The sequence below is a fragment of the Janthinobacterium foliorum genome, assembly GCF_978021625.1.
Window position 1 is genome coordinate 150,013 of record NZ_CDXDQE010000014.1, and the last position, 14,013, is coordinate 164,025.

Genomic DNA, 14,013 nt, shown 5'->3' on the forward strand with positions numbered 1-14,013 from the left:
ATGAAACGTCTGCTGCACCCGCTTTCGCCCGCCCCGGGCGTGGCCCCTTTTGAAGAGTATGTCGACCCGACTTTTTCCGCCACCGTCATCGCCTGGCAACAGCAGCATGGCCGCCACGCGCTGCCATGGCAAAACACGCGCGACGCCTATTTGATCTGGCTGTCCGAAATCATGCTGCAGCAGACGCAGGTGACGGCCGTCCTCGGCTACTACGCGCGCTTCCTCGAGCGCTTCCCCACCCTGCGCGACCTGGCTGGCGCGCCCGTGGAAGACGTGATGGCGCAGTGGAGCGGCCTCGGTTACTACACGCGGGCGCGCAACCTGCACAAGTGCGCGCAGCGCGTGGTGGCCGAATACGACGGCGTCTTCCCCAGCGATCCCGCCCTGCTGGCCGACCTGCCCGGCATCGGCCGCTCGACGGCGGCGGCCATCTCCGCGTTTTCCAGCGGCACGCGCGCGGCCATCATGGACGGCAACGTCAAGCGCGTCTTCGCCCGCACCTTCGGCATCGACGCCTACCCCGGCGAAAAACGGGTCGAGGAAGCCATGTGGCGCCGCGCCGAGGCGCTGCTGCCGGAGACCGGCATCGAAGCCTACACGCAGGGCCTGATGGACTTCGGCGCCACCCTGTGCACGCGCAGCAGCCCCGATTGCGGGCGCTGTCCGCTGCAGCCGCGCTGCGTGGCCTACGCCACCGGCCGCACCAAGGACCTGCCAGTGCGCAAGCCAAAGAAAACCAGCCCGGAAAAACACGCCGTCATGCTCGTCATCATCGACGACGGCCAGGTGCTGCTGGAGCAGCGCCCTGGCTCCGGCATCTGGGGCGGCCTGCTGTCGCTGCCCGAACTCGATGGCCATGTGCTGGCCGGCGAGGACCGTCCGCGCGCCATCGACCAGGAGGCGCTGGCGCGCGCCGTGGCGCCGTTCGGCGTCATCGAAACGCAGGAACAATTGCTGCCCATCGTGCACGTCTTCACGCACTACAAGCTGCACATCGTCCCCTGTCGCATCACCCTGGCACGGCGCCTGGCGCTGGCCGGGGAAGCGGCGCACGTCTGGTATGACGGCGCGAAAATCGCCGACGCGCCGCTGCCGGCGCCCATCAAGAAACTGCTGCTGGAGCTGTTCGGCGATGCACGCGCGGCGCAGCGCAGCATGTTCTAGTGCGGCGTCTTGTACTGCTCGCGCTGGCGGCGCTGTGTCTGCACGGCGCCCGCGCTGCGGATAGCCTGCCCGAGCTGCCGGAGGTGAGAATTGGCGTGCTCGCCTACAAGGGCGGCGACGCCGTGCAGCGCGACTGGTCGTACGTGACGCGCCACCTGCAGGCCAGCATCCCCGGCATCCGTTTCATCCTGGCCGACTATGACCAGGCGGGCCTGACGCGCGCCGTGCAGTCGCAAGCGATCGCCTTTGCCATCACCAGCAGCGGCCACTACGTGGCGCTCGAGCACAGCGACGGCGCCAGCCGCATCGCCACCCTGGAATCGCCGTGGACGGAGTCGCCGCGCCAGGCCATCGGCTCGGCCATCGTCGTGCGCAGCACGTCGCCCCTGCACGACCTGGCCGACCTGGCGGGCAAGAACGTGATGGCCGTGGCGCCCGACGCCTTTGGCGGCTACCAGATCGCCGCGCGCGAACTGCGCGAAGCGGGCGTCGATCCGGCCCGCGATTTTGCCAGCCTGCGCTACAGCGGTTTCCCGTCGCAGCAGATCATCGACGCCGTGCGTTCAGGGCGCATGGATGCGGGCATCGTGCGCACCTGTTTGCTCGAACAGATGGTGGCGCGGGGAGACGTGCAGGCCGACGCACTGCGCGTGATCACCACGCGCCCGATACCCGGTTTTCGCTGCGCCACGTCCTCGCGGCTGTATCCGGACTGGCCTTTCGTGGCCCTGCGCCAGACGCCGCCCGCCCTGGCCAAAAAAGTGGCGCAAGCCCTGCTGGCCATGCCGCGCAGCAGCGAGGGCTACAGCTGGACGGTGCCCAGCGATTACCAGATCGTCGATGAACTGTTCCGCGACTTGCGCATCGGTCCCTACGCCTACCTGGACAAGCTGACATTCGAGACGGCGCTGCGCCGCTACTGGGGCTGGATGCTGCTGGTGCTGGCATTGCTCGTCGCCTGGGCCGTGCACACGGTGCGCGTGGAATACCTGGTCAGCCGCCGCACGGAGCAGCTGCGCGCGGCCCAGCACCAGCAGCGCGCGCTGGAAGAACAGGCGCGCCAGCGTCAGGCCACGCTCGACCACACGGCGCGCCTGGCGATCCTGGGCGAGATGGCCAGCGCCATCGCGCACGAATTGAACCAGCCGCTGGCGGCCATCGGCAATTTCGCGCGCGGCATGGCGCGCCGCATCGCGGCGGGCCGCCTCGATGCGGCGCCGCTGCTCGACGGCGCGCAGGAAATCGCCACGCAAAGCGAGCGCGCTGGCGCCATCATCCGCCACATCCGCGCCATGGCGCAAAAGCGTCCCGCGCACAGCGCGCCCTTCGCCCTGGCCGACGCCGTCGAACAAGCCGTGGCCCTGTTCCGCGCCGCCCATCCGCAAGCCCATATCAGCTGGCGCCACGAGGGCGCCAGTCTTGACGCGCGCGTGCTGGCCGATGCCCAGCAGGTGCAGCAGGTGCTGCTCAATCTGCTGAAAAACGCGCTCGATGCGCAAGTGGAAAACGGCAATGCGCAGCATCCCGTCGGCGTGCTGCTGCACCGCGAAAACGGCGCCTGCACGGTGGCCGTGCGCGACGCGGGATGCGGCCTGGAAGGAGCGCAGATGGCGCGCCTGTTCGAGCCGTTTTTCACCACCAAGGCGGAAGGCCTGGGCCTGGGCATGTCGCTCAGCAAAAGCATCATCGAGTCGTTCGGCGGCAGCCTGTCGGCCCATGCGAACGCGGACGCGCCGGGCTTGACGGTCTGGTTCCGCCTGCCCGAAGATACTGGCATGCAAGCAAACAAGGACACACCATGAATGAACGCGATGCGATCATCTTTGTCGTCGACGACGACGCCGCCATGCGCCGCTCGCTCGCCTATCTGTTCGATTCGGCCGGCTGGCAAGTGGAGACGTTCGCATCGGCGCGCGACTTCCTGCAGCGTTATGCCGGCCATGCGCCCGGCTGTCTGCTGCTCGACGTGCGCATGCCCCTGATGAGCGGACTGGAACTGCAGCAGGAGCTGTCGCGCCATGCGATTGCGCTACCCGTGATTTTCCTCAGCGGCCACGGCGACCTGGCCATGGCCGTGCAAACGATGAAGGCGGGCGCCTGCGACTTCCTGGAAAAGCCGTGCAAGGACCAGGTCTTGCTGGATGCCGTCACGCGCGCCGTGGCGCGCAGCGTGGAAGAAAGCCGCAGCGCCGCCAGCACGACGACGGCCCAGTCGGCCCTGGCCAGGCTCACGGCGCGCGAGCGCGAAGTGGCGCTGCTGATGGCCGAAGGCAAGGCCTCGAAGGTCATCGCCCGCGAACTGGGGATCAGCGACAAGACGGTGCAGGTGCACCGCCACAACACGATGGAAAAACTGGGCCTGCATTCAGCGGCCGAGGTGGCCCGGCTGCTGATGGCCAGCGGCGAGATTTAAGCCCGCACGATGCGTGCCGGCAGCCCCTGCCGCACCGACGTGCCCGAGACGGGATCGACAAACACGTTCTTGTCGCCGCGGCTCGGGTCCGTCAAGCCCAGGTCGTTCAGGTTGATGCCCGCGCCGATGGCCGGTTCGTCGGGCTGGCGCGACTTGCCGATGCGGTGGGCGCGCGCGCCGTGCTCCTTGTGGCCGAAGCCGTGTTCGACGGCGATCACGCCCCGCTGCACGCCGTGGCGCAGCATCACCGTGGCCCGGGCCCTGCCGCCCGGCGTTTCCAGATAAATCGCGTCGCCATTTTCCAGCTTCAGGCGGGCCGCATCGTCGGGATGCACGGCGACCGGGTTGTCCGGATGGATGCCGCGCAGGCGCCGCGCGCCGATGCTGTACGAATTTTGCAGCGCCGACTTAAAGCTGATCAACTCGAACGGCCATTCGCTCACCGGATAAGTCTTGCGCACCGGCGTGCCATCGGCAAACGCCGCCACCCGCCAGGCGGGCGTGCCGGGGAAACGCTTGCCGCTCAGGCTATGCTTGCTCACGCCCAGGCCCTCGTTGTACAGCATCATGGGCTTGAGGTAGCGGTGCGTGGACCAGTCCTGCGGATACGGCGCCTCGTCGGCGACCGGCGCCGGGGCCACCGGCGCCTTGGCATTGGCCGGTGGCGGCAGGCGCAGGCCGAACATCTCGCCATAGCTCTGGTAGCGCCCTCCCCGCGCCAGCATGAAGGCCACCTTGCGCCACTCTTCCGGCTTCAGGGTGCGTTCCAGTTCGGGGCGGATGCGGGCCACGCCGGACAGCGCGATGTCGTCGTCGCTGGCCTCGGGCACGGCCGTCTTGCCCTGCCAGGCGATGTTGGCGCCGCCGCGCAAGTACCAGTCTTCCGCCCGCTGCAGGGGGAAGCGCTGGCCATCCATGTCCTGCAAGGCATCATGGCCGAAGCCGGGCAAGTCCATCGTCTTCGCCAGCGCGATGAAGAACGATTCCATGCAGATGGTCTGGCCGTCCGGCGTCTTCTGCACGCGCGGCTCGACCACGGGCCAGCGCGCCGTGCTCATTTTGACGGGCATGCCGCCCCAGGCGCCGGCCCAGCCCCAGCTTTCATACAGCAGGGTATCGGGCAGCAGATAGTCGGCAAAGGCCGAGCTTTCATTGATGAAGGGATCGATGGCGACGATCAGGGGAATCTTCTTCGGATCGGCCAGCTCCTTGCCGATCTGCGCGCGCAAGCCCGTGATGCCGTACACGGGGTTGCAGCTCCACAGGATCAGCGCCTTCAGGGTGTAGGGGTAGCCATTCATGGCGCCGGTGAGCCACTCGGTTGCCAGCGCGGGCGCGTTCGGATACCACGGCGCCCTGGCCGGATACGCCTTGCCCGCTTCCTTCTTCAGCTTGAATTCCGAGGTTTTTTCATAGGGCACATTGCGCCCGATCGGCATGCCGGCCGGCTTGATCTCGCCGTCGAAACTTTCAAGGTTGTAGCGCGGACCGGGGCCCGCATCCTTGAAGCTGCCGCCGTTGACGAGGGTGCCGCCCTTGCGGTTCAAATTGCCGATCAGGGTATTGAGCATGACCAGCGCATACGCGTTATAAAAGCCCGCGCCCGACATCATGCCGCCGTGCGCATTGACGGCCGCCCGCTTGCCATGGCTGGTGAGCTCCTGCGCCAGGCCTTCGATGATGTCGCGTGAAATGCCGCAGGCCGCTGCGTATTCATCCATGCTGTGGCGCTGCGCTTCCTCGTTGAGCATCGTCATGGCCGTCTTCAGGTGCAGCGGCGCGCCCGCCACGTCCAGCGGGCCGTCGAAGAACAGGCGCGCCTCGCCCTTGGCGGCGCTGTGCGGCACGATGGCTTGGGTGGCGGCGTCGATCACGCAGAAGGCGTCGCCATCCTTGTAGCGCTCTTCTTCCGGCAGTTCCACCGCGCCGATATCGGACGCGCGCAGGTAGCGGCCGTCGCGCGGATGGCCCTTCTCGTTGATGATCAGATGCGTGGCATTGCACCAGGCGGCTTCGCCCGCCGCTTCCGCCACCTTCAGGTTCGGCTGCGCGAGGAAGTGGCGGTCATAGCGTTCGTGCTCGATGATCCAGCGTATCATCGCCATGGCCAGCGCGCCATCCATGCCCGGCTTGATCGGTACCCAGCGGCTGCGGTCGCCCGCCGCCAGGCTGTCCGCATTCGTCAGCACGGGATCGACGACGACGTAGCTGAAATCGCGCTTGCCCGAGCGGGCCTTGGCGATCAGGGTGCCCTGGCGCTTGAACGGGTTGCCCGCGTTGCCGGGCGCCGTGCCGACGAACATGCAGAATTCCGTGTTTTCCAGATCCACTTTCGCGTGCGGCATTTTCTTCATGTCGCCGAACATGGCGCCCGAGCCGCTGCGGTAGGCGCCACCGCAATACGAACCGTGGTTGACCAGGTTCAAACTACCGTACGACTGCTTGAAAAAGCGCGTGCCGAACGCCAGGCGTCCATCGTCGGTGCTGCACATCAGGCCCACCTGGTTCACTTGCGGGCCCAGTTCCGGCTGCGCCGCATCGATCGGTTTTTCCAGCTCGCGCAAGGCGCGCAAGCCCTGCACGTGGCCCTCGCCAAACAGGTCGCCGCCTTCCGTCACCTCCTTCACCAGCTGGTCGAAAGCGATCGGCTCCCACTGGCCGCCGCCGCGCGGCCCCGCGCGCTTCATGGGCGCCAGCACGCGGAACGGCGACTCCATCTGTTCCAGCACGCCGTTGCCGCGGCCGCAAGCCGTCGAGCGGCCCTTCAGTCCCTGCTCCTGGAAGCGCGACAGCGACACAAAACTGTCGCGTATCGACGTCTGGTAAGGCAGCGCGGGATCGGCCGACATGGGGCTGTACGGGTTGCCCGCCACGCGCAGCACCTTGCCGCTTTTTTTATCCAGGCGCACGCGCACGCCGCAAAACGTGGTGCAGCCCATGCACATGGTGTAGCTCACTTGCTGGTCCGGATTGACGGTCAGTTTTCCCGTGGCCGTGTCGACGGAAAACTCGGGCGCGAGGGAATTGCCATGCAGCCGCTGCACGGGCTTGTCCTTGCCCAGCGCGTGGTCGACCATGCGTCCCGCCGTGGTGGAAAAGCTGGCGGCAAAGGCGGCCAGGCCGCCGCCGATGGCGCCGTAGCGCAGCAGCCTGCGGCGCTTCTCGTTCTCGTCTTCCGGGATGCCGTTGCGGTCGTCGTTATGGGTGCGTTCGTTCATTTTCAACTCCTCAGTGCGTGGCCATGGCGGGACGGCTGCGCGTAGCGACGACGCGTCCCGCCCATGGCAAAAATTCCAGCATCAGCAACAGCAGCGCGATCCACAGGCCGGCCGTGCCGATAATCCCCATCAAGCCGTCGTTCCCCATCGGCAGGTGGTAGTCGTACAGGCCCGCGCCCGTTTTCGGGATCGTCTGGCCGCCGATGAAAATCGTCCAGCGCATCATCCAGGCACTGTGCAGCGCGATCAGGCCATTGGCCAGGCCACTCGTGGCCGGACGCCAGATGGCCAGCGCCATCGGCACGATGGCCGACAGCACGGCCCACACGGCCGTGAGCTGCCATTGCGACATGCCGGCCACCTGCGTAAAGGCCATGCTGTGGCTGGCGCTCACGCCGGAGAGACTGACGAACAGCCAGCCGCCGCCCAGTGCCAGCACCAGCGCCAGCGACAGCGCCAGCGCGCGGTTCAGCGACACTTCCAGGGCCTGGTCGCGGCCCGGTAGAAAGCGGTTGAACAGCAGCGCCAGGCCCACGGCACCGACGAAAGCCGTGGCGGCGAATTGCGCCGGCAGGAACGGCGTATACCACAGGGGCCTGGCGCGCACCACCATCACTTCCATGCCCGTGTACAGGCCCACGACAAAGGCGGCCAGCAGGGTGCCGGCGGCGGCGACGCGGATGGCGCGCAGCGACGCGGCGCCACCGCGCCCCAGCAGGCGGTAGGCGAAGGCCAGGCGGTCCTGGCCCTGCCCCCGCGCGGCGAAGTCCACGCGCAGCGCCAGCCACGCGTACAGCATCAGACAGCCCAGGTAGAGGGGAATGAAGAACGAACCCCACGACATCCACGACTGCGGCTGGAAATACATATAGAAGTGGTAGAAGCGGCCCGGCCCGTGCAGGTCGGCCAGCAGCGCCACGGGCGCCGTCATGCCGCAGACGAGGGCAGCCAGCAGCGCGATGCGTCCCAGGCGTTCATACGCCTTGCGGCCAAAGACGAAGTACGGCAGGGTCAGCATGAAGCTGCCGTAACTGAGGCCGATGAGGAAAAAATACTGCACCGCCCACGGCAGCCATGCCGCTTCGCGCGTGACGTTGAGAATCTCGGTGATGTGGCTGTCCATGATTTATTTTCCGTGTTTGCTCGGTTGCCAAAGTGTCCCTTCGCCCTCGACGTGGCCGGCGAAGCGCGTATCGAGTCCCAGGTAAAACACGTGGGGCTGGGTGCCCTGCTCGGGTTTGAGCACCTTCACCTTGTTCTCGGTCAGCAGCTGGTGCACGACGCTGTGCGGGTCATTCAGGTCGCCGAAGATGCGCGCGCCGCCCACGCAGGTTTCCACGCAGGCCGGCAGCAAGCCTTCGTCGACGCGGTGCGCGCAGAACGTGCATTTGTCGGCCTTGCCCGTCTCGTGGTTGATGAAGCGCGCGTCGTAGGGGCAAGCCTGCACGCAGTAGGCGCAGCCCACGCAGCGGTCGCCATCGACGACGACGACGCCATCCTTGCGCTGGAAGGTGGCGCCCACGGGACAGACGGGTATGCAGGGAGGGTTGGCGCAGTGGTTGCACAGGCGCGGCAGCATGTAGGTGCCGCAGCGGTTTTCTTCCTTGACTTCATAGGTGGAAACGACGGTGCGAAAGCTGTTTTCCGGCGCGGCGTTTTCCATGATGCAGGAGACGGTGCACGCCTGGCAGCCGATGCATTTTTGCACATCGACCACCATCGCCCAGCGCTGGCCGCCCTCGCCCTTGCTGGCCGCCACGGCGGTCCTGCCGGGCAGCGGCGCAATGGCCGCGCCGACGGTAATGGCGGGCAAGGCGCGCAAGAAACTGCGGCGCGATTCAATCATGGCACTCTCCTTGACGATGGGCGGCAAGCCCTTGTTGACTTGCTGCCATGATAGAAAAGAAGGTGCGGCCAGGGTATTGGGGTGATCGGGTGGGAAGCTAGATGATGATGCCGATTGACAGGATCGACAAGGCGGAGTAGGCCGGATTGGCGGGGCCGCCGCCCGCGCCTACGATATTGCCGGATGACGGCCTGCCGCCTAATCCGACCGACGTCAGAACCCGCATGCGCGTCTGCAGCGGCAGGTCGGGTCAGCCGGCACGGCGTAAGCCGACGGCATCACGCGGCCATGTCGGATTCACCGTAACGGTTACAGCTCGTCGAGCGAATACAGCCGGCGGTGCTCGCGGATCGCGTAGCGGTCCGTCATGCCGGCGATGTAGTCGGCGATCTTGCGCGCCTGCTTTGTCACATCGTCGCCATCCCTGTCATCGCCAATAAGCTGATAGTCGGGCGGCAGCAGCGCCGGTTCGGCCATGAAGCTGTCGTACAGTTCGCGCACGATGCGGCTGGCCTTCACGCGCATGCGGTTGACTTGGTAGTGGCGGTACAGGTTGGCGCGCAGGAAGCGCTTCAAGTCCGTCGCATCCTTGCGCATGGCGTCCGAAAAACGGATCAGCGGGGCGCTGGCGCGCACTTCGCTGACGTCGCGCGGGGCGGCGTCAGCGATCAGCTGCGTCGAGGTGACGATCAAATCGTCGGCCAGGGCCGTGATCAGGCGGCGCAGGGTTTCGTAGATGGCGCGCCGGCCCGACAGGCCAGGGAAGGCCTGCTGCACGTCGCGCCACAGGCGGCCGAAGAATTCCACCTCTTCCAGCTGGGCGATGGTGATCAGGCCGGAGCGCAGGCCGTCGTCGATATCGTGGCTGTTGTAGGCGATTTCGTCGGCCAGGTTGGTCAGCTGCGCTTCCAGGGTCGGCTGCGTGCGGTCGATGAAGCGCTGCGCCACGGGACCCAGTTCGCGCGCATGCGCCAGCGAACAGTGTTTCAGGATGCCTTCGCGCGTCTCGAACATCAGGTTCAAGCCATCGAAGGCGCCGTAGTGCTCTTCCAGGGTGTCGACCACGCGCAGGCTTTGCAGGTTGTGCTCGAAGCCGCCATGCTCGCGCATGCACTCGTTGAGCACGTCCTGGCCCACGTGGCCGAACGGCGTGTGGCCCAGGTCGTGCGCCAGCGCGATGGCTTCCACCAGGTCTTCATTGAGGCGCAGGTTGCGCGCGATGGAGCGGCCCACCTGCGCCACTTCCAGGCTGTGCGTCAAACGCGTGCGGAACAGATCTCCCTCGTGGTTGAGGAACACCTGGGTCTTGTACTCGAGGCGGCGGAAGGCCGAGGAGTGGATGATGCGGTCGCGGTCGCGCTGGAACTGGCTGCGCGAGGCGTGCGGCGCCTCGGCAAAGCGACGTCCCTGCCCCTGCGCCGAATGGGCCGCGTACGGGGCGAGGAAGTCTTCGGGCAGCATGTTACTGCACTCCGGCGGCCAGCGTGGCCAGCACCAGTTCGTGCGGCGCGGCCGTGATGCACGGGCTGCCCAGGGGTTTCAACAGGATGAACTTGATGGCGCCGCCCTCGTTTTTTTTGTCCACTTCCATCAGTTCCAGCCAGCGCGCCACACCCAGGTCCGGCGCCTTGACGGGCAGGCCGGCGGCGCCGACCAGCGCGCGCACGCGCTCCACGGCCGCCTGGTCGATATAGCCCATGCGGCAGGATAGGTCGGCCGCCATCACCATGCCGCAGCCGACGGCTTCGCCGTGCAGCCAGTGGCCGTAGCCCAGGCCCGCCTCGATGGCGTGGCCGAAGGTGTGGCCGAAGTTCAGGATGGCGCGCAGGCCGCCTTCGCGCTCGTCCTGGCGCACCACGTCGGCCTTGATCTCGCACGAGCGGGCGATCGCATACGCCAGGGCGCCCTTGTCGCGCGCCATCAGCTTGGCCATGTTCGCCTCGATCCAGTCGAAAAACGCCGCATCGATGATGGCGCCATGCTTGATCACTTCGGCCAGGCCGGCCGACAGTTCGCGCGCCGGCAGGGTTTCCAGGGTGGAGGTATCGGCGATCACGGCGCGCGGCTGGTAGAAGGCGCCGATCATGTTCTTGCCCAGCGGGTGGTTGATGCCCGTCTTGCCGCCGACGGAGGAATCGACCTGCGCCAGCAGGGTGGTGGGCACCTGCACGAAGCCGATGCCGCGCATGTAGCTGGCCGCCGCGTAGCCGGTCAGGTCGCCGATCACGCCGCCGCCCAGCGCCACCAGGGTGGTCTTGCGGTCGCATTTATTGGCCAGCAGCGCGTCGAAGATCTGCATCAGGCTGGCCCAGTTTTTATATTCTTCGCCGTCCGGCAGGACGATGCTGATCACTTCGCGGCCATCGCTGGCCAGCGCCGCCTGCAGGCGGCCCAGGTACAGGGGGGCCACGGTGGTATTGGTGACGATGGCCACCTTGTGGCCGCTGATATGGCGCAGCAGCGCATCGGCGTCGGCCAGCAGGCCGGGACCGATGGCGATGGGATAACTGCGTTCGTCGAGGTCTACGCTCAACAACATTTTGGATTGCTCGTTCATCGAAGGCTCTGCATGAATGACGCAGTTGGGCGACGCCTCGCATTCGAGGCTGGCCAGCTGCATCAGGATAGTCTGAACCATCGATTGTACGTTAGGACGGCCCGTGTCGATCACAATGTCGGCCACTTCCAGGTAATGGGGCTCGCGCTGCGCCGTCAACTCCTCCAGCTTCCTGCGCGGGTCGGCCGTCTGCAGCAGGGGGCGGTTCTTGTCATGGCTGGTGCGCGTGAGGATGTTGCTGACGCTGGCGCGCAGGTAGACCACCGTGCCCCGCTCCTTCAGGTAGGCGCGGCTGTCGGCATTGAGGATGGCGCCGCCGCCCGTGGCCATGACGATGCCTTCCTGGGCGCTCAGGTCGCGGATGACTTCGGCCTCGCGCCGGCGAAAGCTGGCCTCGCCCTCGATTTCAAAGATCCACGGGATGGTCGCACCCGTGCGTGCCTCGATTTCGTGGTCGGAATCGACAAAGCGCAAGCCCAGCTTGCGGGCCAGGATGCGCCCGATCGTGGTTTTGCCTGCGCCCATGAGGCCGACAAGAAAAATATTACTGTTGGAAATTTCGGACACTATTTGCATTTCACTCAGGCGACAACCCTGTCTTGCCACTGTCGCCCTGTGACTCCATTATTGGCATGTGAACGTCAGTTTAAACGGATAGCTGGTAGTTAGTAAATGTGGCGTGGTGATATTGACATTGAATGTCGCCACGCCAGGAGTGCACTCCTGGCCTGCCGGGCTGGTGACAGTGACCAGATGGCTGGTGCCCTGATACATGGGCGGCAGGCTGGAAGCGCTTGGGAACGTCTTTTGCACGGTCGCTGGCGAAACCCCGCCATTCGTGGCACGCACGATATTGGCCACTTCCACCGTCGTACCGCTAGGCATGGGATTATTGTTGACGTCATTGACCTGCAGCGTAAATACCTTGGGGACGTTCCAGCTCACGTTGCCCAGGTCGTTAACATCATTGCCCGTAGTCAGAACCCTGTTGCCGTCCAGGATGGTCGTCGCCGGACGGCTGCCACTGATAAAGAAATTGATTTTGGCAAAAATGGGGGTGGCGCTGCCGTCGCTGGTGCTGGCGCAGATGGTGCCCACGCCGGCGCGGGTGCTGTCACTGCTGCCCAGCGGGCCGTTGCAGACGGTGGCTGGCGTGTTCGGCGTGGGCACGCGTGGTTGCTGCGCACGGAAATCGACCGTGCACGCGCCGTTGACGGAATTGCAGCCGCCCTTGCTTGCGCTGCCCACCACGCCCACGTTGCTCTGGAAGGCAACGGGCGTGCCATCGGCAACGGGATTGCCGAACTTGTCGCCCATGGCCACGGTCACGGATGCCGAGGCCGCGCTGCCGTTGGCGTCGACATCCAGTCCTTCGACGTTGCTGTCGCTGATGGACAGCGAAAACGCCTTCTGCACCGGCGTGCCCGTCGACACAACGATGGAATCCGACAAGGTCGACACGCCCTTGCCGTCGAGCGTGGCCCGGATGCGGAAAGACAAAGGGGTAGCGCGGGAACTGACGCTGGTGGTCACTTCGCCATTCGCATCGGTAGTGCCCGACACAGGATTAAGATCGACTTCCGCATTCGGATCGGCTTTCGAAAACGACACCTTCAAGCCCGGCAAGGGATTATTGAAAGTATCGAAAACACGGAATTTCAAGGTGGCCGTTTCACTGCGCAAGAGGCCACCTTCGCCCTTGATGACGATGGACTTGTCAGCAGGAATGGCCGAATAGAACTGGACCGAGGCGGCCTGTGGCGCGGCGATCGGCAGCACCGCGCTGCGGCTGCCCGACACGCCGCTGGCAGTGGCGGTGATCACATCGTTGACGCCGCAACCGAGATCGCGGTAGACGGCGCGCGCGCTGCCGTTGGCCGTTTGCACCACGGGCGCAAAGGTAGCCTTGCCGGCCGTGACGCAGGAAGAGGTGAAGTTTACGGCCAGGCTCTGGTCCGTATATTTCACGCTGCCAGACAACACATCCAGCGATACCTGGGTCGAACCATACGCCTCCAGTGATGGCGCTTCAAAGGCAATATTGCCAAATGTCAGGGTTGTTGCGCCTACGACATAGTTGATGGCACTGGTCGAGGTTGTGCCATTCATCACAACGGCCGCCGTCAGGGTGCCCGCGCCGCCCACGGCAAGGCTGACGGGCCGCAGGATCACGCGCGCCTCGCCCTTGGCATCGCTCAAGGTCGTGCCGGCGGAAGGCGACAAGGTAGCCAGGGCATTGTCCGTTGCAAACACCACCAGGGCATCCGGCAAGGGATTGCCATCCTGGTCCTTGACGATGGCCACCGCCGTCAATGGAGCGGAACTCGACAGTGCGTTGCTGGCACTGCCCGAGGCAGTCTGCAGGGCGACGCCGATGCTGGCTTTCGACGCTATGCTGGAGGAAATCTGGTAGTTGGCCTCACCGCTGACCGTGGCTGCGGCAGTGGTCACGCTGGCCGTCACCTTGCCCGCGCCGCTGGCCGCATTACTGGCGGGACGCATGGTCACGCTGGCACCCCCCTTCGCATCGGTCAAGGCGGTAGCGGGCGCCAGCACGGCCAGCGTGCTATCCACTGCGAACGTTACCAGGGCATTGGCCACGCCGGCGCCATTTTTGTCCAGCACTTGCGCCCGGACGGTCAAGGGCGCGCTGGCGCTGACGGTATTGCTGGCCTGGCCATTCGCATTGAGCAAGCTGACACTGACCGTAGCCGGCACCCCGCCCGTCGTGCCGCCACTGCTGCCGCCATCGATGGTCGGATCGCCGCCGCCGCCGCCACAGGCGGCCAGCAAGGCGCCCAGCGCCAGCAATACC

9 protein-coding genes are annotated in these 14,013 nt (G+C 65.9%); 3 read left to right on the forward strand and 6 right to left on the reverse strand.

Features of this window, described 5'->3' with window-relative positions:
• Genes mutY through ACZ92H_RS24235 form a run of 3 tightly spaced genes read left to right on the forward strand, consistent with a single transcriptional unit; the run spans position 1 to position 3,577 of the window.
• The gene (gene mutY / locus ACZ92H_RS24225; protein ID WP_465051248.1) at positions 1-1,164 is read left to right on the forward strand and encodes an A/G-specific adenine glycosylase; all 1,164 of its coding nucleotides are present in this window, start codon (positions 1-3) and stop codon (positions 1,162-1,164) included.
• The gene (locus tag ACZ92H_RS24230; protein ID WP_465051247.1) at positions 1,164-2,966 is read left to right on the forward strand and encodes a sensor histidine kinase; all 1,803 of its coding nucleotides are present in this window, start codon (positions 1,164-1,166) and stop codon (positions 2,964-2,966) included. Before mutY ends, ACZ92H_RS24230 begins: the two co-directional genes overlap by 1 nt.
• Positions 2,963-3,577: a response regulator transcription factor gene (locus tag ACZ92H_RS24235; protein ID WP_465051246.1), complete on the forward strand. Its 615-nt coding sequence runs from the start codon at positions 2,963-2,965 to the stop codon at positions 3,575-3,577. Before ACZ92H_RS24230 ends, ACZ92H_RS24235 begins: the two co-directional genes overlap by 4 nt.
• Here ACZ92H_RS24235 and ACZ92H_RS24240 read toward each other — a convergent pair.
• The 6 genes from ACZ92H_RS24240 to ACZ92H_RS24265 form a co-directional block, all read right to left on the reverse strand.
• Complete coding sequence (locus ACZ92H_RS24240; protein WP_465051245.1) at positions 3,574-6,795, reverse strand: molybdopterin dinucleotide binding domain-containing protein; 3,222 nt, start codon at positions 6,793-6,795, stop codon at positions 3,574-3,576. The genes ACZ92H_RS24235 and ACZ92H_RS24240 overlap by 4 nt on opposite strands.
• A gap of 10 nt (positions 6,796-6,805) precedes the next feature.
• Positions 6,806-7,918, reverse strand: coding sequence for an NrfD/PsrC family molybdoenzyme membrane anchor subunit (gene nrfD / locus ACZ92H_RS24245; protein ID WP_465051244.1), 1,113 nt, complete (start codon positions 7,916-7,918; stop codon positions 6,806-6,808).
• Between the two features lie 3 nt (positions 7,919-7,921).
• A complete protein-coding gene (gene dsrO / locus ACZ92H_RS24250; protein WP_465051243.1) occupies positions 7,922-8,641 on the reverse strand; it encodes a sulfate reduction electron transfer complex DsrMKJOP subunit DsrO in 720 nt (239 codons plus the stop codon).
• Between the two features lie 309 nt (positions 8,642-8,950).
• Entirely contained in the window at positions 8,951-10,102 is a 1,152-nt protein-coding gene (locus ACZ92H_RS24255; protein WP_465051242.1) for a deoxyguanosinetriphosphate triphosphohydrolase, read from the reverse strand.
• Between the two features lies 1 nt (position 10,103).
• The gene (aroKB, locus tag ACZ92H_RS24260) at positions 10,104-11,723 is read right to left on the reverse strand and encodes a bifunctional shikimate kinase/3-dehydroquinate synthase AroKB (RefSeq protein WP_465051241.1); all 1,620 of its coding nucleotides are present in this window, start codon (positions 11,721-11,723) and stop codon (positions 10,104-10,106) included.
• 99 nt (positions 11,724-11,822) lie between these two features.
• On the reverse strand, positions 11,823-14,009 hold the full coding sequence (locus ACZ92H_RS24265; protein ID WP_465051240.1) for an Ig-like domain-containing protein: 2,187 nt from the start codon (positions 14,007-14,009) through the stop codon (positions 11,823-11,825).
• Positions 14,010-14,013 lie beyond the last annotated feature (4 nt).